Genomic DNA, 25,492 nt, shown 5'->3' on the forward strand with positions numbered 1-25,492 from the left:
GGAAAAATCGAACGATGCGGCGCCCCTCAACCGAGCGGCACGACCTCGCTGCCGTCGAGCACGTGGGTGCAGCCCATCGCTTCGGCGCTGTCCGCGTCGCTCAGCGCCGCCGCCGTGCGCCAGCCGATGCCGCGCAGTCGCGCCGCTGCCGCGCGATCGTGGCCGAGCGGGAGGAACACCTTGTCGCCCTGTTCTTCGCTTTCGGCGAGGAGTCCGATCAGCGGATCGGGATAGAGCGAGAAGCCGGTCGCGACCTCGCCGCCACGACCATCGGCGCCGATGCGGTAGGTGCCGCCCCGGCCCAACAGTCCGCGCACGCCGTCGGCATAGAGCGTGAAGCCGAACCAGCTCTGGTATTCAAAGCCATGGCGCTCGCTCGGATCGAGCGTCAGGCGCGCGCCGGTCGGAGCGATGGCGGCGGCGATTTCACGCAGCGCGGCGATGCGGCTCGCCAGCGCGCCGCCGGCGTCGATGGCGGCCAGCTTCTCGATCGCGCTGTCGAAGTCGCCGGTCGCATAGATCAGCGGAACGTAGGCCTCGCCGCCTGCATCGCGCAGACCGCCGGCATCCTTGGTATCGAGCTCGCGCCGCACCGCCTCGACGTGCGCGGGCGCGAGCGGAAAGGCTTTCTCGGCCAGCGTGTCGACCAGATCGGGCAGCGTGAAATCGACGCTGACCCCCCTCGCGCCCGCCGCCTGCAGCGCCTCGATCGCCACGGTCAGGATCTCGATGGCCGCCGCGACATTGTCGCTGCCGACCAGTTCGGCCCCGCACTGCAGCTTCTCGCGCGCCGGGTCCAGCCCGTCGCCCTTGATCGTCAGCACCTGGCCTGCATACATCAGCCGCAGCGGCCGCGCCGCGCCGGCAAGGCGTCCTTGCGCGATGCGGCCGATCTGCGGGGTAAAGTCGCTGCGCAGCGCCATCATCCGCAGGCTCGACGGATCGACGAAGCGGAACATGCGCCGGCTCTGGATGCCCGCCATGCGCGAAGCGAGGCTTTTCTCGAACTCGATCATCGGCGGCAGCACGCGGTCGTAGCCGTAGCCGTGCATCACGTCCTGGATCGCGCGCATCGCCCGCGTCGTCGTCGCCGCTTCGCGCGGCAGGCGGTCCTCGAGCCCCTCGGGCAGCAGGTCGGTATCGTCGGTCATCGCGAATCGCCCCCTACCCGCTCGCCCCGCCAAAGTCGAAGGCGGATGCGAGCGGATCGGGACTTGGCTGCGCTCAGACGAACTTCAGCGCCTTGACCGTGCGCACGCCCTCGATCTCGGCAGCCTGCTTGAGCACCTCGGGCGCGACCGGGCTGTCGAGCGAGAGCAGCAGCACCGCCTCGCCGCCGGCGGTGCGACGGCCGAGGTGGAAGGTGCCGATGTTGGTGCCGTTCTGCCCCAGCAGCGTGCCGATGCGGCCGATGAAGCCGGGCGCGTCGGTGTTGACGATGTAGAGCATGTCACCGTCGAGGTCGGCCTCGATGCCGATGCCGAAGATCTCGACGAGGCGCGGCTGGCCGTTGCCGAACAGCGTGCCCGCAACCGAGCGGTCGCCCGCGGCGGTGCCGACGGTGACGCGCACCAGCGTGCGGTACTCGCCTTCGCGGTCGTGGCGCACTTCACGGACGTCGAGCCCGCGCTCCTTGGCGAGGAACGGTGCGTTGACCATGTTCACCGACTGCGAATACTGGCTCATCAGCCCTGCAAGCACGGCGGCGGTGATCGGCTTCTGGTTGAGCTGCGCGGCGGCGCCTTCGACCTCGATCGCGATCTTGGTCAGGTTGTCGTGCGCCAGCTGGCCGACCAGCTTGCCGAGCTTTTCGGCGAGCGCCATGTACGGCTTGAGCTTGGGCGCTTCCTCGGCCGACAGGCTCGGCATGTTGAGCGCGTTAGTCACGCCGCCGGTGGTCAGGTATTCGGCCATCTGCTCAGCCACCTGCAGCGCAACGTTGACCTGCGCTTCGGTGGTCGACGCGCCCAGGTGCGGCGTGCAGATGAAGTTCGGCGTGCCGAACAGCGGCGATTCCTTGGCGGGTTCGGTTTCGAACACGTCGAGCGCGGCCCCGGCCACCTGGCCCGAATCCAGCGCATCCTTCAACGCGGCTTCATCGATCAGGCCGCCACGCGCGCAGTTGACGATGCGCACGCCCTTCTTGGTCTTGGCGATGTTTTCGCGGCTGAGGATGTTGCGCGTTTCCGCCGTCAGCGGGGTGTGCAGCGTGATGAAGTCGGCCTTGGCCAGCAGCGTGTCGAGATCGGCCTTTTCGACGCCCATCTCGATCGCGCGTTCGGGGGTGAGGAACGGATCGTAGGCGACGACCTTCATCTTGAGGCCGAGCGCGCGGGTGGCGACGATCGAGCCGATATTGCCCGCGCCGATCAGGCCCAGCGTCTTGCCGGTGACCTCGACGCCCATGAAGCCGTTCTTCGGCCACAGCCCCGCCTGGGTCTGCGCGTTGGCTTCGGGGATCTGGCGCGCGAGGGCGAAGATCATGGCGATGGCATGTTCGGCGGTGGTGATGGAATTGCCGAACGGGGTGTTCATCACCACCACGCCCTGCGCCGAAGCCGCCGGGATATCGACGTTGTCGACACCGATGCCGGCGCGGCCGATCACCTTGAGGTTCTTGGCGGCGGCGAGGATGTCCTTGGTCACCTTGGTCGACGAACGGATAGCAAGGCCATCGTATTCGCCAATGCGTGCGGCGAGCTGTTCCGGCGTTTCGCCGGTGATCACGTCGACGTCGCAGCCCATCTCGGTGAAGATGCGGGCGGCGTTGGGGTCCATCTTGTCGGAAATGAGAACCCGAGGCTTCTGGGGGGTCTTGGTCATGTCATGTGTCCTTCGTCATCCCGGGCTTGACCCGGGATCCCGCTTGCTTGCGCGGGTGGAGAAAAGGAAGCGGGACCCCGGATCCAGTCCGGGGTGACGCCAAGTGATAAGCTGGATCAGGCAGCCGCGAGCGCGGTCTTGGTCTCGGCGTAGGCCCAGTCGAGCCAGGGGCCGAGGGCCTCGATGTCCTCGACGTTGACCGTCGCACCGCACCAGATACGCAGGCCCGGCGGGGCATCGCGGTAGCCGGCGACGTCGAACGCGGCCCCTTCCTTCTCGAGCAGGGCGGCGAACTTCTTGATGAAGTCGGCATCCGCGCCTTCGACGGTGAGGCAGACCGAGGTCTTCGAGCGGGTGCCGCTGTCCTGCGCGAGGTGGCCGAGCCAGGCGCGTTCGGCGACGATTTTGTCGAGCGCGTGGGCGTTGGCGGTGCAGCGCGCCTTGAGGCCTTCGAGACCGCCGAGGCCCTTGGCCCATTCGAGCGCGAAGATCGCGTCTTCCACCGCCAGCATCGAGGGGGTGTTGATCGTCTCGCCCTTGAACACGCCCTCGGCGAGCTTGCCCTTGGAAACGAGGCGGAACACCTTGGGCAGCGGCCAGGCGGGCGTGTAGCTTTCAAGCCGCTCGACCGCGCGGGGACCGAGGATCAGCACGCCGTGGCCGCCTTCGCCGCCCAGCACCTTCTGCCAGGAGAAGGTGGCGACATCGATCTTGTCCCACGGAATATCGTAGGCGAACACGGCGCTGGTCGCGTCGGCGAACGACAGGCCCTGGCGGTCGGCCGGGATCCATTCGCCATCGGGAACGCGCACGCCCGAGGTTGTGCCGTTCCAGGTAAACAGCACGTCGTCCGACCAGTCGACCTTGTCGAGATCGGGAAGCTGGCCGTAGTCGGCGCGCACCACGGTGGGTTCGAGCTTGAGCTGCTTTACCGCGTCGGTGACCCAGCCCTCGCCGAAGCTTTCCCAGGCGAGCGCAGTGACGCCGCGGGCGCCGAGCATCGTCCACATCGCCATTTCAAAGGCGCCGGTGTCGGAGCCCGGCACGATACCGATGCGGTGCGTGTCGGGCAGCTGGAGCACTTCGCGCATCAGATCGATGCAGTACTGCAGGCGCGCCTTGCCGATCTTGGCGCGATGCGAGCGGCCGAGCGATTCGGTGGCGAGTTTTTCGGGAGCGTAGCCCGGCGGCTTAGCGCAGGGACCGGACGAGAAGAAGGGACGCAGGGGCGTCGTGGCCGGCTTGGCGGCGGTAAGCTCAGTCATGTAGTCTCTCCTTGCAGAGAGCACGCGCGGCGTTGGGACCGCGTGGCCCGTCGGCCGCCCTAACGGCGACGCCGGCGTTGTCAACCGCAAGGGCATGTGCGATTCTACGCGCGGCGGCACGCAAAGCCGCAGCGCGCCGCGCTTCGCCTCGTCGCGAGTTTATTTTCGCCCGGCGGATCGGGGTGGACAGGAACGGCAGGGAGAGGCCAGCGAATCGCCATGGACGGCTCGTCGCGACGCGCACCCCGGATCGACCGCGCCGCTTGCGCGACGGTCAGGTTGCGTCCTCTGCACCCGCTCGCCGCACTGTCGCTCGCGTTCGGCCTTGCCGGCTGCGTCGGCGCGCCGGAGGCGCCGCAGCGCCGCCCTTCGCGCAGCGCGATGGAGACGATCGCCCCCAGCCCCGACCAGCGCCAGTGCCTCGCCAACCTCGGCCGCAGCGACGCCGCCTTCACGCCGCTGCCCGACCAGTACTACGGCGCCGGCTGCGCAACACTCGGCACCGTGCGGCTCACCTACCTTCGCAGCGACACGGCACGGCTGCCGCTCTCGAACCTCGGACCGGTCACCTGCACGGCGGCCAACACGCTGTCGGGCTGGGCGCGCTTCGGGGTCGACCGCGCCGCCCGGCAGATCCTCGGCAGCCCGCTCGCCCGGATCGAGACGATGGGCAGCTACAGCTGCCGCACCGTCGCCGGCACCACGCGCATGTCCGCCCACGCCACCGCCAACGCGATCGACATCGGCGGCTTCCTGCTGGCCGACGGCCGCCGGATCACCGTGCTGCGCGACTGGAACAGCCCCTCGCCCCAGATCCGCGCCTTCCTGCGCACCGTGCGCGACAGCGGCTGCAAGCGCTTCGGCACCGTGCTCAGCCCGGACTACAACGCCGCGCACCATGACCACCTGCATCTGGAAGTGGGCGGGACGAAGGCGTTTTGTCGTTAGCCCCCTCCCCAGCCCGCTGCTGGGGGGATGCCCCTTCGATGAATGACGACGGCGGCATCGCTCGAACTGGACACCCTTCCGACGCCGACCTGAGAATTCGCCTTTAATTCCGCGTATAACGCTTTACCCCTCGTCCTCCGCGGCCAAATTTCGCGATCTGGGGGCAAGTTAATGGCAAATTATGTGGGTAAGGACGCAGTCGGGACGTTTCAGCTCGGCGGCAATAACGTCCGTGACGTGGCAATGAGCGCCGACGGATCGCGCGCATTTGCAACCACCACCGACGGCACGATCCAGATCTACGATCTTGCGACGCATAGCCTGGTCAAGTCGATCGATGCCGGCCGCAACTACAAGGCGATCACCGTCAGCGACGATGGCAAGACGCTGTTCGCCTTCAAGGGCTATCCCGCCAGCTCCGACGGCATGGTCGACGCCATCACTGTCGCGACCGGCGCAATCAAGACCTACGCGATCGAAAACGGCGGCGACTTCAGCGACATTCAGGTGGTCGATGCCGGGCATGTGCTAGTCACGGGCGGAAACAAGCAGAACGCTCAGTTGCTCGATCTCGCCACCGGGACATTCTCCGACGTGAAGGGCGCCGTCTCTTACAGCAACAGCGCCACGATGGTGCGCGACGGCAACCTGACGCTCCTTGCCGAACCCGGCATCAGCGATGGACCGCTGTTCCTCTACGATGCCCGGCGCGGCGCCGTTGTAGCCGCAGGCGACAACTATCAGGGCGGCATCTCCGGCTTCAACTGGGGCTCGGTCGCGGTGAGCGAGGCGGCCGGCTTGGCGCTGCAGTTCATCTACTACGGCACGGTCAAGGTCTACGGGCTCGACCTTAAGTGGCAGAAGGACGTCTACCTGGGCCAACCGATCGCCGGCATCGACGTCGACAGCGCCGGCAAGAACGCCTTCGTCTATTTCACCGACGGCACGATCAGCGAATATTCGCTCGCCGACTGGTCGCTGGTCGAGCACTTCACGGTTCAGACCGGCGAATCGTTCTACGGCTCGCTTGGCAGCAACCTGCTGGTCTCTCCCGATGGCAAGTATCTCACCACGCTCGATCAGTCGCCCAATGCCGCCTACGATCTCACGCTGATCGACCTCAGCCTGCGCGACGAGGTGTTCAAGGGCACTGCCGGAGCCGACCGCTTCGCCGGCAAGCTCGGCGACGACACCTATTACGTCACCGCGGGCGACACGGTGATCGAAGACGCCAACGCGGGCTTCGACACGATCGTCACCGCGACTTCGCTGACGACGCTGCCCGCCAATGTCGAGCGGATCGTGCTGCGCGGCCACGCCGCGATCGACGCCGGTGGCAACAGCGCCGCCAACGACCTTGTCGGCAACGTTGCCGCCAACGTGCTGACCGGGCGCGGCGGCGCCGACCGGCTGTTCGGCAACGAAGGCAATGACACGCTCGACGGCGGCGCGGGCAACGACCTGCTCGATGGCGGCGCGGGCGCGGACGTGATGCGCGGCGGCCCGGGCGACGACACTTATGTCATCGACAATGCCGGCGACGTCGTCGAGGAAACTTCGGCCGGCGACGGCACCGACACCGTCGTGCTGCGCACCAGCTACGTGTTGACCGCCGCCTTCATCGAGAATGTCACGCTCGCCGGTTCGGCGAACATCAACGCCACCGGCAACGCCGGGAACAACCGCCTTGTCGGCAACGCCGGCGTCAACACGTTAAGCGGTCTCGACGGCAACGACACACTCGAGGGCGGCGCCGGCGCGGACGTGCTGCTTGGGGGGGCCGGCGACGACCGGCTCGACGGTGGGACCGGTCGCGACGCGATGAGCGGCGGCGCCGGCAACGATACCTACGTCGTCGACAGCCTGGGCGATGTCGTCACCGAAGCCGCGGGCGAAGGCGTCGACGTGGTTACGGCGCGGATCAGCTACACGCTGTCGGCCAACGTCGAGCAGCTCGTGCTGCTCAATTCGGCCGACGCGCTAAAGGCGACCGGCAACGACAAAGCAAATTCGCTGACGGGGAACGCCTTCAACAACGTGCTCGACGGCAAGGCGGGCGCCGACACGATGACCGGCGGGGCCGGCAACGATACCTACATCGTCGATTCGCTCGGCGATGTGGTGGTCGAGAACGTCGACGGCGGCATGGACACCGTCCGCGCCAATGTCTCGGCCACGCTCGCCGCCAATGTCGAGAACCTTGTGCTGGTGGGCTCGAGGGCGCTCAACGGCACCGGCAATGCCGGGAACAATCACATCACCGGCAATGCGGCAGCCAACGTCCTCGACGGCGGTGGCGGGTACGATACGCTCGAAGGCGGCGCGGGGAACGACACCTACGTGGTCGGGCAATACGGCACGACCACGATCGTCGAGGCGGCCGGTGGCGGCATCGACACGATCCGCTCCGCCTTCGACCTCGACCTCGGCCTCTACGCCAATGTCGAGAACGCGCGCGCCACCGGAACCGCCCACACCGTCATTTCGGGCAACGATGCGAGCAACGTGCTCAGCGCCAACGACAGCGGCACCAGCCTGCTTGGCGGCGGCGGCGACGATCGGCTCGTCGGCGGCGCGGGCAACGACTACCTCGACGGACAGGGTGGCAAGGACACGCTGATCGGCGGCCGCGGCGACGACACCTACATCGTCGCTTCGAGCGACGACACGTTGGTCGAGGGCAAGGATGGCGGGACGGACGTCGTCTACGCTGAAGTGTCGATGACTTTGCCGGACAACATCGAGGTGCTGATGTCGAGCACCGCCGCCGCAATCACGCTTACCGGCAACGCGCTCGACAACCTGATCGTCGGCAGCTCAGGCAAGGAGACGCTGTCGGGCGCGGCCGGGAACGACCAGCTGGTCGAGATCTACGGCAACGACACCTTGATCGGTGGCGCCGGTGCGGACACCTTCATCATCACCAGCGTGAAGTCGCCCAGCGCGATCCGCATCAGCGACTTCACCGAAGGCACCGACAAGATCGCGTTCGCGAGCCAATACCTTTACGATGCGAGCTTGCGCGACGACTATCTCTTCATCGGCACGCAGGGATTCAACGGCATCGTCGGTGCACTTCGATACCAGGCGGCTGGCGCCGACACGCAAGTCCAGGTCGACATCGATGGCGACAGGGTCGCGGACATCACGCTGACCCTGACCGGCCAGCACGTGCTCCACGCCGACGATTTCGTCGTCTAGCCCCGAGCGGGGCGCGGCGCTGGCCGCGGCGCGCCTCCGCCGTCGACGCGACCGCAAGGCCGGTACGCAGCGGGCGGGCCCACCATGCGACCACCCGGGCTCTGCAAGGATCCGACCATCGCGTCCGCCGTGCGATCGCGGGGGCGCGAGGTGCAAACGGCAAGACGCCGCTGGCGGAGGAGCGGCGACAGCGCAGCAAGCAGGGCCGCGTGGACAGGTCTCCCGGCAACGATCCGATTTCCCGACGACCGGGAAAACCGACAGGAGTGCGCAGGCGGAGAAGGTTATCGAGGGCCTGGGGTCGATGCCGAAGGCCGCGGTCGACGTCCAACCCCGAGGGCAAGGGCTCGAGCCAAAGGCAGGTCCGAAAGGCCGAGCTCAAACCAAGGGGCGTAGGCGACCTCTAATGCCTGTGGGCAGCGCCGTAGGCCGTAAGGCCACGCAGCATGTCGGCGACTACGCCGAAGGCGCCTGGCACCCCGCAAGCCGTGGGCCAATCCGGAAGCTGCGGCCAACCCCGAAAGCCGTGGGCACTGCCGAATGCCGAGGGCAATGCCGAAACGGCAACGGAAACGGGCCGCCCGGCTGACGATCCGGACGACCCGCTCCCTGCGACCCCGGGGGGCACGGGGTAAGGCATTGCGTGCACCACGCTGTCGGCGGGCGCAGCGGCGGGTGGGCCGCGGCGTGACGTATGGTCGAACAGGCCGTTGCGCACCCCCTGTGCGCCTTGCCGCGCCCCAACCCTCCTGGGCGTTACCGGCTTTGCGATACGGCCTGCCTTCGTCCTTTCGTCACGCCGCGACGTCTCCCAGGCCCGCGGCCTCGATGCGCAGGCGAACCGCCTCCGCCGCGTGGCGCGCGCCGAGCTTGCCCATCATCTTCATGCGATGGATTTCGACGGTGCGCGGGCTGATATCGAGATCGCGGGCGATGGCCTTGTTGCTGCAGCCTTCGGCCAGGCGATCGAGCACTTCGCGTTCGCGCAAGCTGAGGCGCGCGATGCGCTGGCGCGCTTCGGCGGCGCGGGCCCGCTGGGCGCGGTGCGCCTCGGCCTCGCGGGTGGCGTGGGCAACCGCTTCGTTGAGTGGCCCGATCTGTTGCGGCACCGCGAGGTAATCGAGCGCCCCCGCCTTGATCGCGGTGACCACCGCGTGCGTCTCGGGCGTCTCGGCCACCGCGATCACCGGAAGCCAGTGGCCGGCGCGCATCATCGCGGCGATCAGCGCGGCGATGCCCTGCCCCGTCGGCTCGTCGTGCGCGAGCACCAGGCCGTTCGACGGCGCGTGCGCGAGCAGCTCCTCCGCGTTGGCGTAGATTTCGGCGTGATGCCCCGCGGCAAAGGCGAGACGGGCGAGCTGCGCACGCCGGGCGCTGTCGCTATCGAGGATGTGGAGTGTGACACGTTCGACCATGCCCGAGAGTAAGACCCCGTCCGGACGCGAAGCGCCATTTGTGTTAGCTTCGTTCCGAAACGAATTCAGCAGCCTATCGGTCGCTCCTACAGGCTTTCCCTTAGCTGGTTTTCCTCCGGAACGGATTGTGTTCCCGGCTATCGTTTGCGACGAGGGTGCAAGATCGTGGTCCATGACCCCCGATATGCGCCTTGGCGGGTCTCGCGGCGGTTACCAAGTATGGTTTGGCCCTTAACCAATCGGGCTCAGTGATTCGGCTAAGGTATTCTACTTATTCGATTGTTCGGACCGCTGCCGCCTCGTCGGCGAAGGTGTAGTCGGGCAGCGAATGGAACGCCTTGCGCAGCGCCTCGCTCCAGCTTGACGAGATCGACTTGAAGTACGGATCGCTCGCCAGGATGCGCTTTTGGTGGAGCGGTTCGAACCGATCCCGCTCGATCACCATCAGGTCGAGCGGCAAGCCCACCGAGAGGTTGGCCGCGAGCGTGGAATCGAAGCTCACCATCAGCAGCTTGACCGCATCCTCGAAGCTCATCGCCGGGTCGTAGCCGCGCAGCAGGATCGGGCGGCCGTACTTGGTCTCCCCGATCTGGAAGAACGGCGTGTCGAAGCTCGCCTCGATGAAGTTGCCTTCCGGGTAGATCAGGAACAGCCGCGGCTCCATGTCGCGGATCTGGCCTGCGACGATCATCGAGGCGGTGAAGCGCGGTCCTTCCGACTGCATCCCCGAATCCTGCCGCCCCTCGATCACGTCGCGCAGCAGGCGACCGACCTGGGTCGCCACCTGAAACATCGTGGGCGCCTCGAGGATCGACGGGCGCCGCTCGCTCGGCGCCTTGTTGCGTTCCTCGAGCTGGCTGATCACCGCCTGCGTGGTGGCGAGGTTGCCCGCGGTCAGGATCGTCACGATGCGCTCGCCCGGGACCTGCCAGGAATGCATCTTGCGGAACACCGAGATGTTGTCGACGCCCGAATTGGTGCGGGTGTCGCTCATCAGGACGAGGCCCTTGTCGAGCACCATGCCCACGCAATAGGTCATTGTTTTCCCCGGATGTTCCCTGTCGTCCGAAACGCGCGCGGCCGAGCTTTCGCCCGATTCCCGCCTGCGCTGTCATCGTTCGGACTTACTGTTCCATACGCTGCTGCTGGACTGCAAGCCTGACCTGCAACGTTTCGTCGCTGCTGCCGACCCGGATCCCGGTCACGGGCGCGGCGTCGCGATAGTCCGCCCCGGTCGCCACCCGGACATAGCGTGCATCGGGGCAGATGCGGTTGGAGATGTCGAAGCCGACCCAGCCCAGCCCCTCGACCTCGGCTTCGGCCCAGGCGTGGCCCGCGTCCTGGTCGACCCGGTCGTCCATCAGGAGGTAGCCCGAAACGTAGCGCGCGGGCACGCCGAGCGCACGCGCGGCGGCGATGAACACGTGTGCGTGGTCCTGGCACACCCCGTGCCCGGCTGCCAGCACCGCCTCGGCGCTCGTCGCCGCGTCGGTATGGCCCAGCTCGTAGGTTACCGCGTCGGCGACGAGATCGGACAGCGCGTGGAGCCGCGCGAGCATGTCGTCGCCTGGCGCCAGCCGCGCCACCAGCGCCCGGACCTTCGGCCCGACCTGGGTCAGCGGCGTCGGCTCGAGGAAGTGCCAGCGCGGCAGATAGCCAGCAGTGCGCCCGACGATGCCGGCCTGGTCGGTGGTCTCGACCGTGCCGGTGCAACGGATCGCGACTTCGCGCGTGCCCGGCTCGAACGCGATCAGCGTCACGCGGTTGGCGTTGTGGTCGTCGTATTCGAGCTGGACGCGCGCGCCCTCGGCGGTGACCGCCCACGCGTCGACCACTTGCCCTGCCCCCGTGCGCGGGGTCAGACGCAGCCGCTGCAGCCCGTTCTGGAGCGGGTGCGAGAAGTGGTAGTGCGTGGTGTGCTCGATCGCGATGCGCATCGTTGCGGCCCCTTCCCCTATTCGGTGAACCGGTAGTCGCGCTGGATCTGCGCGCCCAGCCGCCCGTTCGTGGCGATGAACTCGCCGATGAATTGGTGCAGGCCCTGCTCGAAGATCGCCTCGATCGTGGCGTCCTGGAGCCGCGCCACCGCGGCGCCGAGGATGTCGTGCGCGGGCGTGTGCGCGCCGTATTCGCGCGCGAGGTGCGCAAGGTTTGACTGCAGCTTGGCGTAACAGAACGCGAGGCTGCGCGGGAAGCGCCCGTCGAGGATCAGGAACTCGGCGATGCCGCGCGCTTCCATGCGGCCGGCGTTGAGCCAGCGATAGGCGCGCTCGCCGGCGAGCGAGCGCAGCACGTTCTCCCACTGCACGTTGTCGAGGCTCGAGCCGACATAGGACAGCGAGGGCAGCAGCACGTAGTACTTCACGTCGAGGATGCGCGCGGTGTTGTCGGCGCGTTCGATGAAGGTGCCCATGCGCGCGAAGTTGTAGATGTCGTTGCGCAGCATGGTCCCTTCCATCGCGCCGCGCACCTCGGTCGACTGGCGGCGAATGGTGTCGATGACGAGTCCCAGGCGCGCGTCGGTGACCGGCCGCGCCAGCAGTTCCTTGAGCTTCATCCAGCTTTCGTTGACGGTCTCCCACACCTCGCGGGTGATGCCGGTGCGGACCATCCTCGCATTGTGCCGCGCCTGCTCGATCATCGCGAGCACGTTGCCGGGATTGTCCTTGTCGCGCAGCACGAAGTTGAACACCTGCGGTCCTGCGTAATCCAAGCCGAACTTGGCCTCGTAGGCGCCTTGAAGCCCCAAGGTGACGATGACCGAACGCCATTCATCTCGCGCGTCGCGGGTGTCGCGCGTCAGCGCCATGCGGAAGCCTGCCTCGATCAGCCGCGCGGTGTTCTCCGCGCGCTCGAGGTAGCGGAACAGCCAGAAGATGCCGTTTGCGGAGCGTCCCAGCATATCAGTCGTCCAGCACCCAGCTGTCCTTGGTCCCGCCGCCCTGCGAGGAATTGACCACCAGCGATCCCTTCTTGAGCGCCACGCGGGTCAGCCCGCCGGGCGTGATGTCGATTCCATTCGGGCTGACCAGCACGAAGGGCCTGAGGTCGACATGGCGCGGCGCAAGGCCGGCCTTGGTCAGGATCGGCACCGTCGACAGCGCGAGCGTCGGCTGTGCGATGTAGTTCTCGGGCCGCGCACGCAACTTGGCCTCGAAGGCGGCGATCTCCTTGCGTGACGAGGTCGGGCCGATCAGCATGCCATAGCCGCCCGAACCATGGACTTCCTTGACGACGAGCTCGGCGAGGTTGTCGAGCACGTATCTAAGCGCCTCGGGCTCGCTGCAGCGCCAGGTGGGCACGTTCTTGAGGATCGGCTTTTCGCCGGTGTAGAACTCGACGATCTCGGGCATAAAGCTGTAGATCGCCTTGTCGTCGGCGATGCCCGTGCCCGGCGCGTTGGCGATGGTGACGCCGCCCGCACGATAGACGTCGATGATCCCGGCGACGCCGAGCACGCTCGAAGGGTTGAACGTCAGCGGGTCGAGATATTCGTCGTCGACCCGCCGGTAGATCACGTCGATCGGCTGCCAGCCGCGCGTCGTGCGCATCGCGATGCGCCCGTTCTCGACGCGCAGGTCGCTCCCTTCGACCAGTTCGGCGCCCATCTGGTCGGCGAGGAAGGCATGCTCGAAATAGGCCGAGTTGTAGCTGCCGGGCGTCAGCACCGCGACCACCGGCTTGTGCCCGCGCGCCGCCGGCGGTGCGCAGGCGGCAAGGCTGCGGGCCAAACGACGCGGATAGTCCGAGACCTCGCGCACCCGCACCCGGGTGAACAGCTCCGGGAACATCGCCATCATCGTCTCGCGGTTCTCGAGCATGTACGAGACCCCGCTCGGCGTGCGCGCATTGTCCTCGAGCACCATGAACTCGTCCTCGCCGGTGCGGACAAGGTCGATGCCGACGATGTGGGTATAGACCCCGCCCGGCGGGGTGAAGCCCGCCATCTGCGCGAGGAACGCCTCGTTGCCCTTGAGCAGGCGCTCGGGCAGCCGGCCCGACCTGACGATTTCCTGCCGGTGATAGAGATCGTGGAGGAACGCGTTGAGCGCCCGCACCCGCTGCTCGATCCCGCGCGACAGCTTCCGCCATTGCTGCGCGGTGATGATCCGCGGCACCATGTCGAACGGAATCAGCCGCTCCTCGGCATCCTCGCTGCCATAGACGTTGAAGGTGATGCCGGTCCGCCGGAAGAAGGCTTCGGCTTCGCTGCCCTTGCGGCGCAGGAGATCGGGGGGCTGCTCCTCGAACCACTGGCGGTAACCGGCGTAGGCGGGGCGCACCGCCCCATCGGCATCGACCATCTCGTCGTATGACGAGGGTGAGGAGTTGTTCATCGGCGCATCCCGTATTGGCGCCGAAGCTTGCATAGCTTCCCGCGTCCCGCAAGCGCCTATGCTGCACCTGCGAGATATTTTACGATTTCGAGTCGGCGCGGTGCCTTCAGATGCAGTCGACCAGCGCGCACAGCGTGCGCGCCACGTCGGGATGGCTGGCGAAGCCCAGGTGCGTGCAGCGAAGCGGGATGGCGATGTCCCGCTCGCCCTTGCGCCCGCAGGCCGAGCGCGGCGAGACGATGCCGTCGCGCGCGCTCCAAAGCGCTACCGTCGGCACCGGCGGCTTGTCGGCGAAGGCATGGCCCACCGGCGGCTCATCGACGCTGTGCCCGGCGATGGCCTGGTAGGCGCGCCAGGCGTTGTTGGCGCGGCGATCCCCCGAGAACGGCGAGCCCATCGTCACCACCATCGCCACCGCCTCGGGGTGGCGATGCGCCAGTTCGCGGGCGAACAGGCCGCCCAGGCTCCAGCCCACCAGCACCAGCGGCTGGCCCTCCTTGCGCGCCATCGCGCAGACCCGTTCGCACAGGCGCTCGAAGCTTTCCTCGCTCGGCCCGAAGTTGAAGCCGAGCCCCCAGTCGGAAACGCGGTGACCGGAATCCTCGAGCGCGCGACGCAGCGTCTTCATCCGCGCGGCATGGGTGCCGAACCCCGGCAGCAGCATGACCGGGTGCGACAGCCGGGCCGCGGCGGCCACGGCCGCGCTGCGCTTGCGCTGCGCGCGCGCGGCGCGATGCGCCTGCCACAGTTCGACCGGGGTCTTGAGTTCCGCCAGCAGACGGGCAAGCGCCGGACCGCGCGCATCGGTCGGCCGGGGTTCGAACGCCAGCGCGCGCCGACGCAGCGCCTCGTCGCGCAGCACCGAAAAGCGATCGCCCAGCGAACGCCAGTCGAACGGTGCCTTGAGCGAGGGGGTCTGTTGCTGCGTCAGTGCCATGATCGGTCCGCTGGTAGGTTCGGTGCGGGGGAAACGCCAGATTCGCTATCTCGTTTCATATTTGTGTCAAAAACACTGCATTCGTCTTCAATTCGCCACGCATCTTCCCGGATCCTTGCGGAGACTGACGTGGCGGGCGCGGGGCCGCCGTCCCCAAGTTCCCTCAACGCTCGGCTACCGGTTCGGATGCGAAGATGCCCGACAGGGCGCGGTGCGAACCGGCGCAGCGCCATTGCGGAACGCAAGCCGAACACCCATACTCGGTGGCATGGCCGAACTCGTCATCCGCCGCGGGCTGGAAGAGCCCGACACCTCCGGCACCTTCGTTCCCCACAAGCCGCAGCGGCCCGAGAAATCGGACGGCGGGCGGCCGTTCAAGGTCGTTTCGGATTATCAGCCGGCGGGCGACCAGCCGACCGCCATCGCCGATCTCGTCGCCTCGGCACGCGAAGGGGAAAAGACCCAGGTGCTCCTCGGCGTCACCGGCTCGGGCAAGACGTTCACGATGGCCAAGGTGATCGAGGAACTGCAGCGCCCGGCGCTGATCCTCGCCCCCAACAAGATCCTCGCCGCGCAGCTCTACGGCGAGATGAAGAGCTTCTTCCCCGAGAACGCAGTCGAGTACTTCGTCTCGTACTACGACTACTACCAGCCCGAAGCCTACGTCCCCCGCTCGGACACCTACATCGAGAAGGAATCCTCGACCAACGAGGCGATCGACCGGATGCGCCATTCGGCCACGCGCGCGCTGCTCGAACGCGACGACGTGATCATCGTCGCCTCGGTCTCGTGCATCTACGGCATCGGCTCGGTCGAGACCTATTCGGCGATGATCTTCGACCTGAAAGTCGGCACCAGCGTCGACCAGGGCGAGATCGTCCGCAAGCTCGTCGCGCTGCAGTACAAGCGCAACGACGCCGCCTTCCAGCGCGGCACCTTCCGCGTGCGCGGCGACAACCTCGAAATCTTCCCTTCGCACTACGACGACACCGCCTGGCGCGTGAGCTTCTTCGGCGACGAGATCGAGAGCATCGTCGAATTCGATCCCTTGACCGGCCAGGCCGGCACCAGCCTGTCGAACGTGCGCGTCTACGCCAATTCGCACTATGTCACCCCCGGCCCCACGATGAAGCAGGCGGCCGAGGCGATCCGCTTCGAACTGACCGAGCGATTGAAGGAACTGACCGAGGAAGGCCGCCTGCTCGAAGCCCAGCGGCTCGAACAGCGCACCAACTTCGACCTCGAGATGATCGCTGCCACCGGGTCGTGCGCGGGGATCGAGAACTACAGCCGCTTCCTCACCGGCCGCCTGCCGGGCGAGCCGCCGCCGACGCTGTTCGAATACCTGCCCGACAACTGCCTGCTGTTCATCGACGAAAGCCACCAGACCGTGCCGCAGGTCGGCGCGATGGCGCGCGGCGACCACCGCCGCAAATTGACGCTGGCCGAATATGGCTTCCGCCTGCCCAGCTGCATCGACAACCGCCCGCTGCGCTTCAACGAATGGGACGCGATGCGCCCGCAGACCATCGCGGTCTCGGCAACGCCCGCGCAGTGGGAGATGGAGCAGGCGGGCGGCGTTTTCGCCGAACAGGTGATCCGCCCCACCGGCCTGATCGATCCGCCGGTTCTCATCCGCCCGGTCGAGGACCAGGTACAGGACTGCATCAACGAATGCCGCCTCACTGCGCAGAACGGCTACCGCACGCTCGTCACCACGCTGACCAAGCGCATGGCCGAGGACCTGACCGAGTTCATGCACGAAGCGGGGCTGAAGGTCCGCTACATGCATTCGGACGTCGAGACGCTGGAGCGCATCGAACTGATCCGCGACCTGCGCCTTGGCGTCTATGACGTGCTGGTCGGCATCAACCTGCTGCGCGAAGGGCTCGACATTCCCGAATGCGGCCTCGTCTGCATCCTCGATGCCGACAAGGAAGGCTTCCTCCGCTCGGAAACCTCGCTGATCCAGACCATCGGCCGCGCCGCGCGCAACGTCGATGGCCGCGTGATCCTCTATGCCGACCGCATGACCGGCAGCATGGAACGCGCCATCGCCGAAACCGACCGCCGCCGCGCCAAGCAGCAGGAATACAACGAACTCCACGGCATCACGCCGCAAACCATCAAGCGCAACATCCACGACATCGTCGCCGACACCGCCAGCCGCGACGGCGTGCTGGTCGACATCGACGCCGAAGGATCGAACAACCTCGTCGGTCACAACCTGCGCGCCTACATTGAGGAACTCGAACGCAAGATGCGCGCCGCCGCCGCCGACCTCGAATTCGAGGAAGCCGGCCGCCTGCGCGACGAAATCCGCAAGCTCGAAGCGACCGAACTCGGCCTGCCCGAGGATGACCGCAAGGCGCCGATCGTGGGCCGCAGCAACGAAGGCAAGCCGGGAACAAGGAAGACGCGGTTCGGGAAAAGCCAGAAGACCAAGTGGGGGCGGTGAGGCTATCCAAATGGCCTCTTCAGTCAGGCGGATTGGCGTCACTGTTGGGCCTCTCATCATGAAGTGCCGCGGATGGTTGACGAATTTCCGAATGTCCTTTATAAGGGACATACAACAATCCTCCAGACCGAACGATTTCGCGATTGGCTCGACGGACTTCGCGATCGCAGGGCGCGGATTCGGATCGATGACCGGCTAAAGCGGCTGGCTTCTGGAAACCCAGGGGACAGCAAATCTGTTGGCGATGGCGTGCAGGAGTTGCGCCTGCATTTCGGCCCCGGCTACAGGGTTTATTACATGTGGCAGGGCGATATTCTCATCGTCCTGCTGAACGGCGGCGATAAGACCTCGCAGGCGCGCGACATCGCGATGGCGAAGGAACTGGCTAGGGAAGCAGGCAATGGCATTGAAGGTTGTTCCGTTTGATCCAGCCCGACACCTTGAAACCGAGGACGATATCCTCTGCTATCTGGAAGCCGCGATGGAGGGAAACGACGCGCGGCACATTGCCAGCGCGCTCGGCGACGTGGCGCGTTCCAGAGGCATGACAGAAATCGCTCGCAAGACCGGCCTTGGGCGCCAAGCGCTTTATGCAGCGCTGTCAGAGACAGGTAACCCCACGCTTGAGACTCTGACCGCCGTGCTTGATGCACTCGGCTTTGAACTCACGGTCCAGAAGCGCCCTGCAGCCGCTTGATGAGACACACGGTCACCTTCCTGAGCCCGGCGGCGGCATCCCTCGCCGCCCTCGCCCTCGCCGGTTGCTCCAGTTCCGCCGCGTCGCCCGCGGCCGACAGTGCTCCGCTCGCCGCCGTGCGCCTTGCCATGCCGCAGGCCGAGACCGCGCCGCTGCACAGCGCCGACGACAAGGCGAAGCCCGTCTGGGCCGCCACGCCGGACGGCGCCTCCGCCGCCTTCGGCTATACCGGGGAGGCCCCGCTGCTCTCCGTCGCGTGCCGTTCGGGCCTGCTCTTGGTAACGCGCCATTCGCCAGCCGAAGTCGGCGCCCAGGCGCTGTTCGCGCTGCAGGGCGGCGGGCGCATCCTGCGGCTTCCGGTCGATGCGACCGCCATCCCCGGTCAGCGCGGCTATCTCTGGCAAGGCTCGCTAGCGCCCGGTGATCCTGGCGCGGGCGTGTTCCAGAGCGCCTTCAACGGCACGCTGCCGGGCGGCGGCATGATCAAGGTGTCCGCAGGCGAGCCGATGCGCGAAGTGCTGCGCCGCTGCAAGGCAAGCCCCGCCGCCGCCGCGCCTGTAACCCCGGTCGCCGGGGCAGGCGCGCCAACGGCCGAATAGGTCAGAGCTTGCCGAACTTCGCTTCGTAGGCGCCGGTGTCGCCGCCTGCGAGCAGCGCCGCCTGCTCGACCCAGGCGTCGCGCTTGGGCCGACCGGCGAAGGCGCCCAGTTGCGCGTCGATCCCCGCCAGGTCCGCCTCGCTCCACGCCGCGATCTGCGCAAAGCGGGTCACGCCCAGTTCCTTGAGACGCGCGTTGAGCTTGGGACCGATGCCCTTGATCCGCGTGAGGTCGTCGGCCTCGCCCGCCGCCGGCATTGCCCCTGCGACCGGCGCGGCCTCGACTTCCTCTTCGGCGGCATGCGCCACGATCTCGCCCACGCCGGCCATGAGCCCGGCCGCGGGCGTCGGCACGATCGGCGGGATCGCGGCGGCGGGCGGCGCATCGATCAGCGCCGCGTTGCGCTGCGCCGGGCCTGCACCTTCGGACAGCACGTCGCGATACTCGCGCTTCTCGGGCGCAGGCTTCTTGCGCCCCCACACCGCCCACGCGACCAGCAGCACCAGCACCACCAGCGCGGTCACGGCAATCCAGTTGGCTTCGATCATCTGCAACATGCCAGCAGGCCCCTCGAAAGAATGCTCAGCGCGTCACTCTACAGCGCGCTGCTTGCGGAACAACAGCCGGTCTTCCGGCCCGAACCCGAAGCGCCAGATGACGAAGCCGTAGACGCCCAGGATCGCAGGAATGCCGAGAGACAGTTCAAGCCATTCGGGCAGCAGCTTGACGGCAAAGCCGACCAGCGCCGCCGGCGCCGCCGCCCAGACCAGCGGCCAGCGCAAGTTGGTGATCTTCGCGCCGAGAATGCGCGCGAGGAGCTTCGACTTGACCAGCGAGGACAGCGCCAGCGCCACCGCGAGAGCGAACGCCGCCGCCTCGGCCTGCTGCAGCGGCCCTGCCTGCGCCTGGCGCGCCAGCAGCATCAGCGCCACCGTCAGCGCGCCTTGCAGAGCGATCGCGCCGAGGCTGATGTAGAGGTTCCTCATCCGCGCCATGTAGATCAGCGCCGCCTCGCTCACCACGGCGGGCGCGGCGACCACTTCGGCGGTGAGCAGCAGCGCGAGCGCGCCCGTCCCCGCCACGAACTGCGGCCCGACGAGGCCCATCACGCCCTTGCCCGGAATTCCCAGCGCCAGCGCGATCCCCGCCTGCGCGGCAGTGATCCAGTACCCCACCTGGCACACCTGCTGGGCGATCGCGGCATAGTTGCGCTCCTTGAGGTTACGCGTGATCACCGGCCCCAGGATCGGCTCGAAGCTGGTCTTAAGCTTCTGCGGCAGCGTCGCGACCTGCTGCGCGGCGTAGTAGATCCCCACCGCCACCGGCGAAGTGAAGAAGCCGAGCAGCGCGATGTCGAGCTTGCGCGTGCCCCATTCGATCATGTCCGCTCCGGCGAGCGGTGCCGAGGTCAGGGCAAGGCGCGCCAGCCGCTGCATGTTCGGCTTCCACAGCCGCGGGCGGCCATAGCTGCGGAACAGCGGCACCAGCGCCACGACCAGCGCGCAGAGCTTGGCGAGAATATAGGACAGCGCGAGGCCACCCGCCGGCAGCACGAACAGGAAGCCCACCGCCGCCAGCGTCTGCGTCCACGGCTCGACCACCGAGCGCGCGCGCACCGTCGCGCCGACGTTGTAGCGATAGGCGAGCGCCGCCAGGGCGACGTCGGTCAGCGTGTTGGTGACGATCGCGAAAGGCAGCAGCCGGTCGAAGGCGTTGAATTCGCCGCTCGGGAACATCGGCGCGGGGAAGGCATAGAGCGCCCCCGCCGCCAGCAGCGAGACGACCAGCGACAGCGTCATCGCGTCGGCCACGCTGTGCGTCTCCTCGCGCGCGTCCTCGGCCAGGCGCTGGGCGAGCCCGCGCCGCTGGCCGAGGCTGCAGACCTGGCTGACCAGTTCGACGATCACCAATGCCGAGGCATAGCGGCCCAGCGCCTCGACCCCATAGAACCGCCCGGCGATGAACAGGAACGGCGCGGTACCGCCCAGCCGCAGCAGGAAGCCGAAGAAGTTCGTGCGCCCGCCCTTGGCGAGCGCGGCGATGTCCTGCTGCTCGGCATCCCGCTGCTCCGCGGTGCGCGACGATGGCAAGGCGGCGGCGTCAGCCAAGCAGCGCTTCTGCCTTGAGCGGTCGCGCCAGCAGCTGCGCCACCACCGCGTGCGCCGGCGCCTTGCCCGCAAGCAAGGCCGTCACCGCTTCGACGATCGGCATCGACACGCCGCGCGCGCGGGCGATCTCGGCGAGCACCGGCGCGGTGAAGGCGCCTTCGGCCACGGTCGCACGGTCGGCGAGGATCGCCGCCGCGCTCGCGCCTTCGCCCAGCGCCTTGCCGAGCGAGAAGTTGCGGCTCGAGGTCGAGGAACAGGTCAGCACAAGGTCCCCCAGACCCGACAGCCCCGAAAGCGTCTCGGCCTGCGCGCCCATGGCAAGGCCGAAGCGCTGCATTTCGGCAAAGCCGCGGCTGATCAGCGCCGCGCGCGCGTTCTGCCCCAGCCGCAGGCCTTCGACCACGCCGCAGGCGATCGCCAGCACGTTCTTGACCGCGCCGCCGATCTCGGCCCCGGCAACGTCGTCGGAATAATAGGGCCGGAAGGTCGGCCGCGCGATCGCCGCCGAAAGCCTGCGCCACTGCGCCTCGCCGCCGGCGCAGGCGAGCGTCACCGCCGTCGGCAGCCCGGCGGCGACCTCGTGCGCGAACGTCGGGCCGGACAGCACGGCAAGGCTCGCGCCCGGCGCCGCATCGCGCGCGACATCGGCCATCAGCCGCCCGGTCGCCGCCTCGATCCCCTTCGAGCACAGCACCAGATCGCCCTCGCCGCGATGGCCGATGCCCGAAAGCACCGTGCCCAGATGCTGCGCCGGTGTCACCATCAGCAGCACCGGCACTTGCGCCAACTCGGCAAGGTCGCCCGTCGCGCGGATCGTCGGATGGAGTTCGGCCGAAGGCAGGAACAGGCCGTTGCGCCGCTCTTCGTTGATCTCCGCCACCAGTTCGATCTCGCGCGCCCAGAGCAGCACGTCGCGCCCGTCGCTGGCAAGCATCTGCGCAAGTGCCGTGCCCCAGGCGCCTGCGCCCACCACGCCGACCGAAACTGCGCCCTCGCTCATCCCTTCACCCCTGCGCCGCGCACCGGCGCGGCATTGGCATCGAGCGGCCAGCGCGGCCGCGCCGCCACGTCGAGCGCCTCGCTATAACCCATTGCGAAGCGTTCCGCCCCCGCCCAGCCGATCATGGCCGCATTATCTGTGCACAGCTTGGGCGGCGGCGCGACCAGCGGCAGGCCTGCGCTTGACGCCAACTCCTCCAGCGCCCCGCGCAGCGCGGCATTGGCGGCGACCCCGCCCGCCACCACCAGTGCGGTCACTGGCCCGCAGGCGCCAAGCGCGATCCGGGTCCGGTCGATCACGCAATCGAGCGCGGCCTGCTGGAACGAGGCGGCGATGTCGGCATCGCGATGCGTGCCCGCCTGCTTGGCGCGCATCACTGCGCTCTTGAGCCCGGCGAACGAGAAGTGCGGCTCGCCGCTGCCCACCAGCGGGCGCGGCAATGGCACGGCCTTGGGATCGCCCTCGCGCGCCAGCCGTTCGACCGCCGGGCCACCGGGATAGCCGAGGCCGAGGATCTTGGCAGTCTTGTCAAACGCCTCGCCCAGCGCATCGTCGATCGTGGTGGCGAGCCGGCGATAATCGCCAAGACCGCGCACTTCCAGGATCTGGCAGTGGCCGCCCGAAACCAGCAGCAGCAGGTAGGGATAGGCGAGCGCGGGTTCGGCAAGGCGCGGCGAGAGCGCGTGGCCTTCGAGATGGTTGATCGCGATCAGCGGCTTGTCCGCCGCCATCGCCAGCGCCTTGCCGGTGACCAGGCCGACCATCACCCCGCCGATCAGGCCGGGGCCGGCGGTGGCGGCGATCGCGTCGATGTCGTCGAGCGCCAGTCCGGCATCGGCCAGGACCTGCTCGATCATCGGCCCCAGCACCTCGACGTGCGCGCGCGCCGCGATCTCGGGCACCACGCCGCCATAGGGCCGGTGCATCTCGTCCTGCGAGGCGATCCGCTGCGCCACGATGCGCGCGGCGAGCGTTTCGCCGTTGCTGTCGATCACCGCGGCGGCGGTTTCGTCGCAGGAGGATTCGATGCCGAGGATCAGTGCCATGGGAGCGCTTCCCCTTAGAGATAATCGGCGTTACGGCAACCGGGCATGAACGGTCAGATACCACACCCCCGTGCCCCCGAACGCCCGCTCCGGCTCGGCACGCGCCGCTCGCCGCTGGCGATGGCGCAGGCGGAGGAAGCGCGCGACCGGCTCTGCGCCGCGCACGGGTGGGAGCGGTCGCTGGTCGAGCTCGTCCCCTTCACCGCCAGCGGCGACAAGGTGCAGGACCGCCCGCTCGCCGAAATCGGCGGCAAGGCGCTGTGGACCAAGGAACTCGACGCCTGGCTCCACGAAGGCGCGATCGACTTTGCGGTCCATTCGATGAAGGACGTCGAGACGATCCGGCCCGATACGCTGACCATCGCCGCGGTGCTGCCGCGCGCCGACGTGCGCGACGTGCTGGTCGGCGCAGCCACTGTCGCCGCGATCCCATCGGGCGCGCGCGTCGGCACCAGCGCGCCGCGCCGCGCCGCGCAGATACTCCATGCCCGGCCCGACCTGTCGGTGGTGACCTTTCGCGGCAATGTCGCGACGCGCCTCGCCAAGCTCCAGGCGGGCGAGGCCGACGTCACCCTGCTTGCCGCTGCGGGGCTGCAGCGCCTCGGCGAAACCGGCGTCGGCCATCCCCTCGGCGAGGACGAGTGGCTGCCCGCCCCGGCGCAGGGCGCCATCGGGATCGAGTGCCTGACCGCGCGCGCCGACGTGCGCGGCTGGCTCGCAGCGATCGACCACGCCGAAAGCCACGCCGCGATCCGCGCCGAACGCGCGCTGCTCTCGGCGCTTGGCGGCAATTGCCACAGCCCGATCGCGGTGCTGAGCCGGGTCGAGGACGGTGCGGTCGGCTTGCGCGCGGCGCTGTTCAGCCCCGACGGCGCCGAACGCGTCGAGGCGAGCGCCCGTTTCGCCATCGACGACGACACCGGACCCGCCGCGCTCGCCGCCGCGCTGCTCGACAAGGCGCCGGCCGCAATCACCGTCCATTTTTCCGGCCCGGCCGGGGGCTGATCGGCCGATGCGCCCGCTGGTCGTGCTGCGGCCCGAACCGGGCAACACCGCGACGGCGCACGCGGCGCGCGCGCTGGGCCTGATCGTCCACGCCCACCCGCTGTTCGCGATGGCGCCGGTACCGTGGGAGCTGGCGGCCGCGGCGGACTTCGACGCCCTGCTCGCAGGCAGCGCGGCGCTGTTCCGGCTGGGCGGCGCCGGGCTGGCGGGATTGCGCGCGCTTCCGGTCCACGCCGTCGGCGAAGCCACCGCCGCCGCCGCGCGCGGTGCGAGCTTCACCGTTGCCGGCATCGGCGAAGGCGGAATGGAGCCGCTCGTCGCCGCGCTGCCGCCGGGGCGCTACTTGCGGCTGGCGGGCGAGCGCAACGTGCCGTTGATGCCCCCGCCGGGTGTCGAGGTCGATACTCGCGTGGTCTATGCCGCGCGCGCGCTGCCGCTGCCGCCCGACCTCGCCGCTTCGCTCGCCGCCGGCGCCGTGGTCGCGCTCCATTCGGGCGAGGCGGCGGCCCATTTCGCCGCGGAATGCTCGCGCCTAAAACTATCATCTGACAGGGTTTCGCTCGCCTGTCTCGCCCCGCGAATCGCAACAAAGGCGGGAAAAGGCTGGCAAAGCATTGAAATTGCGCCATCCAGAACCGACGATGCGTTGCTGGCGCTGGCCGCGCAAATGTGCCAGACAGTGTGACCGTAGGGCCACCAACAAGAAAAAAGGCGCATGCAGGACACGACGTATCCCGAACCGGGCACGCCCCGGACGGCCGGCCGGGGACGCGGCAGCCGCGCGCTCGTGGCAGTGCTGGTTCTGGTCATGCTGCTCGGCGTGCTCGCCGCCGCTTCGTGGCTCGGCTGGAAGCAGGGCTGGCTCCACCTCTCGCTCGATGGACAAGGGCCTGTCGTCACCACCAGCCCGACCCCGACGCAGAGCGCCCAGCTCGTCGCCGATCGCGTCGCCACCGAAGCCGCGCTCGCCGGGGCCGCAGCGAAAGTTTCCGCGCTCGAACAGCGCCTCGTCGAACTCAATCAGCAGGCGATCGCCGCCTCGGGCCAGGCGCGCCATGCCGAGGCGCTGCTGCTCGCCGTCGCCGCGCGCCGCGCGGTCGAACGCGGCGCGCCGCTCGGCTACCTCGAGAATCAGCTGCGCGTGCGCTTCGGTGAGAGCCAGCCCGGCGCAGTCGACCGCCTGCTGATGGCGAGCCAGAAGCCCGTCACCCTCGCCTCGCTCGACGAGGAGTTCGAACGCATCGCCCCGCGCCTTTCCGGCGGCCGGCAGAACGAAGGCAACTGGGACTGGCTCAAGCGCCAGATCGGGTCGCTCGTAGTCATCCGCCACGACGAAACCCCTTCGCCCACGCCCGAAAACCGCATCGAGCGCGCCCGCTACGCCATCGCCGGGGGCCGCATCGACGCCGCCATCGCCGAGGTCGAACGGATGCCGGGCCGCGACGCCGCGATCGACTGGCTTGCACATGCGCGCGACTACGTGATGACCCAGCGCGCGCTCGACCAGCTCGAAACCAGCGCGCTGACCCTGCCTGAGCCGGTGCAGATCACCGCGCCCGCGCCGACGCCCGCGACCACGCCGCCCCCCGCTGCCACGCCGGCGCCCGGACCATCAGCTCCGCAGGGCACCGCCACGCCCTGAGCCAAACCTGTC

General features: G+C 68.3%; 22 protein-coding genes. 9 read left to right on the top strand and 13 right to left on the bottom strand.

The annotated features are described in order from the left end of the window. Positions 1-26: 26 nt before the first annotated feature. The 3 genes from K3A85_RS00135 to K3A85_RS00145 form a co-directional block, all read right to left on the bottom strand. Positions 27-1,151: an ATP phosphoribosyltransferase regulatory subunit gene (locus K3A85_RS00135; RefSeq protein ID WP_225204469.1), complete on the bottom strand. Its 1,125-nt coding sequence runs from the start codon at positions 1,149-1,151 to the stop codon at positions 27-29. 73 nt (positions 1,152-1,224) lie between these two features. Further along, entirely contained in the window at positions 1,225-2,823 is a 1,599-nt protein-coding gene (serA, locus tag K3A85_RS00140; protein ID WP_225204470.1) for a phosphoglycerate dehydrogenase, read from the bottom strand. 116 nt (positions 2,824-2,939) lie between these two features. Further along, positions 2,940-4,088 (bottom strand): phosphoserine transaminase, encoded by a 1,149-nt coding sequence (locus K3A85_RS00145; RefSeq protein WP_225204471.1) that lies wholly within the window; start codon positions 4,086-4,088, stop codon positions 2,940-2,942. Positions 4,089-4,367: 279 nt separating this feature from the next. Between K3A85_RS00145 and K3A85_RS00150 the strand changes: the two genes are divergently transcribed. Further along, entirely contained in the window at positions 4,368-5,036 is a 669-nt protein-coding gene (locus tag K3A85_RS00150; protein WP_225204472.1) for an extensin family protein, read from the top strand. A 183-nt stretch (positions 5,037-5,219) separates the two neighbouring features. Beyond that, entirely contained in the window at positions 5,220-8,237 is a 3,018-nt protein-coding gene (locus tag K3A85_RS18090) for a hypothetical protein (protein WP_318248052.1), read from the top strand. Between the two features lie 794 nt (positions 8,238-9,031). On the opposite strand, the gene K3A85_RS00160 is transcribed toward K3A85_RS18090, so the two are convergent. From K3A85_RS00160 to K3A85_RS00185, 6 genes are all read right to left on the bottom strand, one after another. Then, the gene (locus K3A85_RS00160; RefSeq protein ID WP_225204473.1) at positions 9,032-9,652 is read right to left on the bottom strand and encodes a response regulator transcription factor; all 621 of its coding nucleotides are present in this window, start codon (positions 9,650-9,652) and stop codon (positions 9,032-9,034) included. A 271-nt stretch (positions 9,653-9,923) separates the two neighbouring features. Next, entirely contained in the window at positions 9,924-10,691 is a 768-nt protein-coding gene (locus K3A85_RS00165; protein WP_225204474.1) for a proteasome-type protease, read from the bottom strand. Between the two features lie 85 nt (positions 10,692-10,776). Beyond that, a complete protein-coding gene (locus tag K3A85_RS00170) occupies positions 10,777-11,589 on the bottom strand; it encodes a transglutaminase family protein (protein WP_225204475.1) in 813 nt (270 codons plus the stop codon). A gap of 17 nt (positions 11,590-11,606) precedes the next feature. Then, complete coding sequence (locus K3A85_RS00175; protein WP_225204476.1) at positions 11,607-12,554, bottom strand: alpha-E domain-containing protein; 948 nt, start codon at positions 12,552-12,554, stop codon at positions 11,607-11,609. Between the two features lies 1 nt (position 12,555). Beyond that, positions 12,556-13,989: a circularly permuted type 2 ATP-grasp protein gene (locus tag K3A85_RS00180; RefSeq protein WP_225204477.1), complete on the bottom strand. Its 1,434-nt coding sequence runs from the start codon at positions 13,987-13,989 to the stop codon at positions 12,556-12,558. A gap of 106 nt (positions 13,990-14,095) precedes the next feature. After that, complete coding sequence (locus tag K3A85_RS00185) at positions 14,096-14,926, bottom strand: alpha/beta hydrolase family protein (protein WP_225204478.1); 831 nt, start codon at positions 14,924-14,926, stop codon at positions 14,096-14,098. A 268-nt stretch (positions 14,927-15,194) separates the two neighbouring features. Here K3A85_RS00185 and uvrB point away from each other — a divergent pair, with 268 nt between their 5' ends. From uvrB to K3A85_RS00205, 4 genes are all read left to right on the top strand, one after another. After that, the gene (uvrB, locus tag K3A85_RS00190) at positions 15,195-17,384 is read left to right on the top strand and encodes an excinuclease ABC subunit UvrB (protein WP_225204479.1); all 2,190 of its coding nucleotides are present in this window, start codon (positions 15,195-15,197) and stop codon (positions 17,382-17,384) included. A gap of 72 nt (positions 17,385-17,456) precedes the next feature. Beyond that, a complete protein-coding gene (locus tag K3A85_RS00195) occupies positions 17,457-17,810 on the top strand; it encodes a type II toxin-antitoxin system RelE/ParE family toxin (protein ID WP_225204480.1) in 354 nt (117 codons plus the stop codon). Further along, the gene (locus K3A85_RS00200) at positions 17,785-18,081 is read left to right on the top strand and encodes an addiction module antidote protein (RefSeq protein ID WP_225204481.1); all 297 of its coding nucleotides are present in this window, start codon (positions 17,785-17,787) and stop codon (positions 18,079-18,081) included. Before K3A85_RS00195 ends, K3A85_RS00200 begins: the two co-directional genes overlap by 26 nt. After that, entirely contained in the window at positions 18,081-18,680 is a 600-nt protein-coding gene (locus tag K3A85_RS00205) for a hypothetical protein (protein WP_225204482.1), read from the top strand. The genes K3A85_RS00200 and K3A85_RS00205 overlap by 1 nt, the downstream gene beginning before the upstream one ends. A gap of 1 nt (position 18,681) precedes the next feature. Here the strand turns inward: K3A85_RS00205 and K3A85_RS00210 are convergent, their stop codons facing one another. Genes K3A85_RS00210 through tsaD form a run of 4 tightly spaced genes read right to left on the bottom strand, consistent with a single transcriptional unit; the run spans position 18,682 to position 22,833 of the window. Next, positions 18,682-19,236, bottom strand: a complete 555-nt coding sequence (locus K3A85_RS00210) for a hypothetical protein (RefSeq protein WP_225204483.1) — start codon at positions 19,234-19,236, stop codon at positions 18,682-18,684. Positions 19,237-19,269: 33 nt separating this feature from the next. Continuing rightward, complete coding sequence (locus K3A85_RS00215; RefSeq protein WP_225204484.1) at positions 19,270-20,787, bottom strand: lipopolysaccharide biosynthesis protein; 1,518 nt, start codon at positions 20,785-20,787, stop codon at positions 19,270-19,272. Beyond that, positions 20,780-21,787 (bottom strand): NAD(P)H-dependent glycerol-3-phosphate dehydrogenase, encoded by a 1,008-nt coding sequence (locus tag K3A85_RS00220; protein WP_225204485.1) that lies wholly within the window; start codon positions 21,785-21,787, stop codon positions 20,780-20,782. The genes K3A85_RS00215 and K3A85_RS00220 overlap by 8 nt, the downstream gene beginning before the upstream one ends. Further along, a complete protein-coding gene (tsaD, locus tag K3A85_RS00225; RefSeq protein ID WP_225204486.1) occupies positions 21,784-22,833 on the bottom strand; it encodes a tRNA (adenosine(37)-N6)-threonylcarbamoyltransferase complex transferase subunit TsaD in 1,050 nt (349 codons plus the stop codon). Before tsaD ends, K3A85_RS00220 begins: the two co-directional genes overlap by 4 nt. 45 nt (positions 22,834-22,878) lie before the next feature. Here tsaD and hemC point away from each other — a divergent pair, with 45 nt between their 5' ends. Genes hemC through K3A85_RS00240 form a run of 3 tightly spaced genes read left to right on the top strand, consistent with a single transcriptional unit; the run spans position 22,879 to position 25,480 of the window. After that, positions 22,879-23,838: a hydroxymethylbilane synthase gene (gene hemC, locus K3A85_RS00230; protein WP_225204487.1), complete on the top strand. Its 960-nt coding sequence runs from the start codon at positions 22,879-22,881 to the stop codon at positions 23,836-23,838. Between the two features lie 7 nt (positions 23,839-23,845). After that, positions 23,846-24,523, top strand: coding sequence for a uroporphyrinogen-III synthase (locus K3A85_RS00235; protein WP_225204488.1), 678 nt, complete (start codon positions 23,846-23,848; stop codon positions 24,521-24,523). A 30-nt stretch (positions 24,524-24,553) separates the two neighbouring features. Then, positions 24,554-25,480 carry an MICOS complex subunit MIC60 gene (locus K3A85_RS00240; protein WP_225204489.1) on the top strand — a complete coding sequence of 309 codons (927 nt, stop codon included), beginning with the start codon at positions 24,554-24,556 and terminating at the stop codon, positions 25,478-25,480. Positions 25,481-25,492: the final 12 nt, after the last annotated feature.

The sequence above is a fragment of the Novosphingobium huizhouense genome (genome assembly GCF_020179475.1).
Classification (GTDB): Bacteria; Pseudomonadota; Alphaproteobacteria; order Sphingomonadales; family Sphingomonadaceae; genus Novosphingobium; species Novosphingobium huizhouense.

Coding starts and splice junctions, on each gene's coding strand:
- K3A85_RS00240 (WP_225204489.1), top strand. CDS start 24,554: ATGCAGGACACGACGTATCCCGAACCGGGCACGCCCCGGACGGCCGGC.
- K3A85_RS00205 (WP_225204482.1), top strand. CDS start 18,081: ATGAGACACACGGTCACCTTCCTGAGCCCGGCGGCGGCATCCCTCGCC.
- K3A85_RS00165 (WP_225204474.1), bottom strand. CDS start 10,691: ATGACCTATTGCGTGGGCATGGTGCTCGACAAGGGCCTCGTCCTGATG.
- K3A85_RS00235 (WP_225204488.1), top strand. CDS start 23,846: ATGCGCCCGCTGGTCGTGCTGCGGCCCGAACCGGGCAACACCGCGACG.
- K3A85_RS00170 (WP_225204475.1), bottom strand. CDS start 11,589: ATGCGCATCGCGATCGAGCACACCACGCACTACCACTTCTCGCACCCG.
- K3A85_RS00195 (WP_225204480.1), top strand. CDS start 17,457: ATGGTTGACGAATTTCCGAATGTCCTTTATAAGGGACATACAACAATC.
- uvrB (WP_225204479.1), top strand. CDS start 15,195: ATGGCCGAACTCGTCATCCGCCGCGGGCTGGAAGAGCCCGACACCTCC.
- K3A85_RS00185 (WP_225204478.1), bottom strand. CDS start 14,926: ATGGCACTGACGCAGCAACAGACCCCCTCGCTCAAGGCACCGTTCGAC.
- K3A85_RS00135 (WP_225204469.1), bottom strand. CDS start 1,151: ATGACCGACGATACCGACCTGCTGCCCGAGGGGCTCGAGGACCGCCTG.
- hemC (WP_225204487.1), top strand. CDS start 22,879: ATGAACGGTCAGATACCACACCCCCGTGCCCCCGAACGCCCGCTCCGG.
- K3A85_RS00210 (WP_225204483.1), bottom strand. CDS start 19,236: ATGTTGCAGATGATCGAAGCCAACTGGATTGCCGTGACCGCGCTGGTG.
- K3A85_RS00200 (WP_225204481.1), top strand. CDS start 17,785: ATGGCATTGAAGGTTGTTCCGTTTGATCCAGCCCGACACCTTGAAACC.
- K3A85_RS00160 (WP_225204473.1), bottom strand. CDS start 9,652: ATGGTCGAACGTGTCACACTCCACATCCTCGATAGCGACAGCGCCCGG.
- K3A85_RS00145 (WP_225204471.1), bottom strand. CDS start 4,088: ATGACTGAGCTTACCGCCGCCAAGCCGGCCACGACGCCCCTGCGTCCC.
- tsaD (WP_225204486.1), bottom strand. CDS start 22,833: ATGGCACTGATCCTCGGCATCGAATCCTCCTGCGACGAAACCGCCGCC.
- K3A85_RS00180 (WP_225204477.1), bottom strand. CDS start 13,989: ATGAACAACTCCTCACCCTCGTCATACGACGAGATGGTCGATGCCGAT.
- K3A85_RS00175 (WP_225204476.1), bottom strand. CDS start 12,554: ATGCTGGGACGCTCCGCAAACGGCATCTTCTGGCTGTTCCGCTACCTC.
- K3A85_RS00220 (WP_225204485.1), bottom strand. CDS start 21,787: ATGAGCGAGGGCGCAGTTTCGGTCGGCGTGGTGGGCGCAGGCGCCTGG.
- serA (WP_225204470.1), bottom strand. CDS start 2,823: ATGACCAAGACCCCCCAGAAGCCTCGGGTTCTCATTTCCGACAAGATG.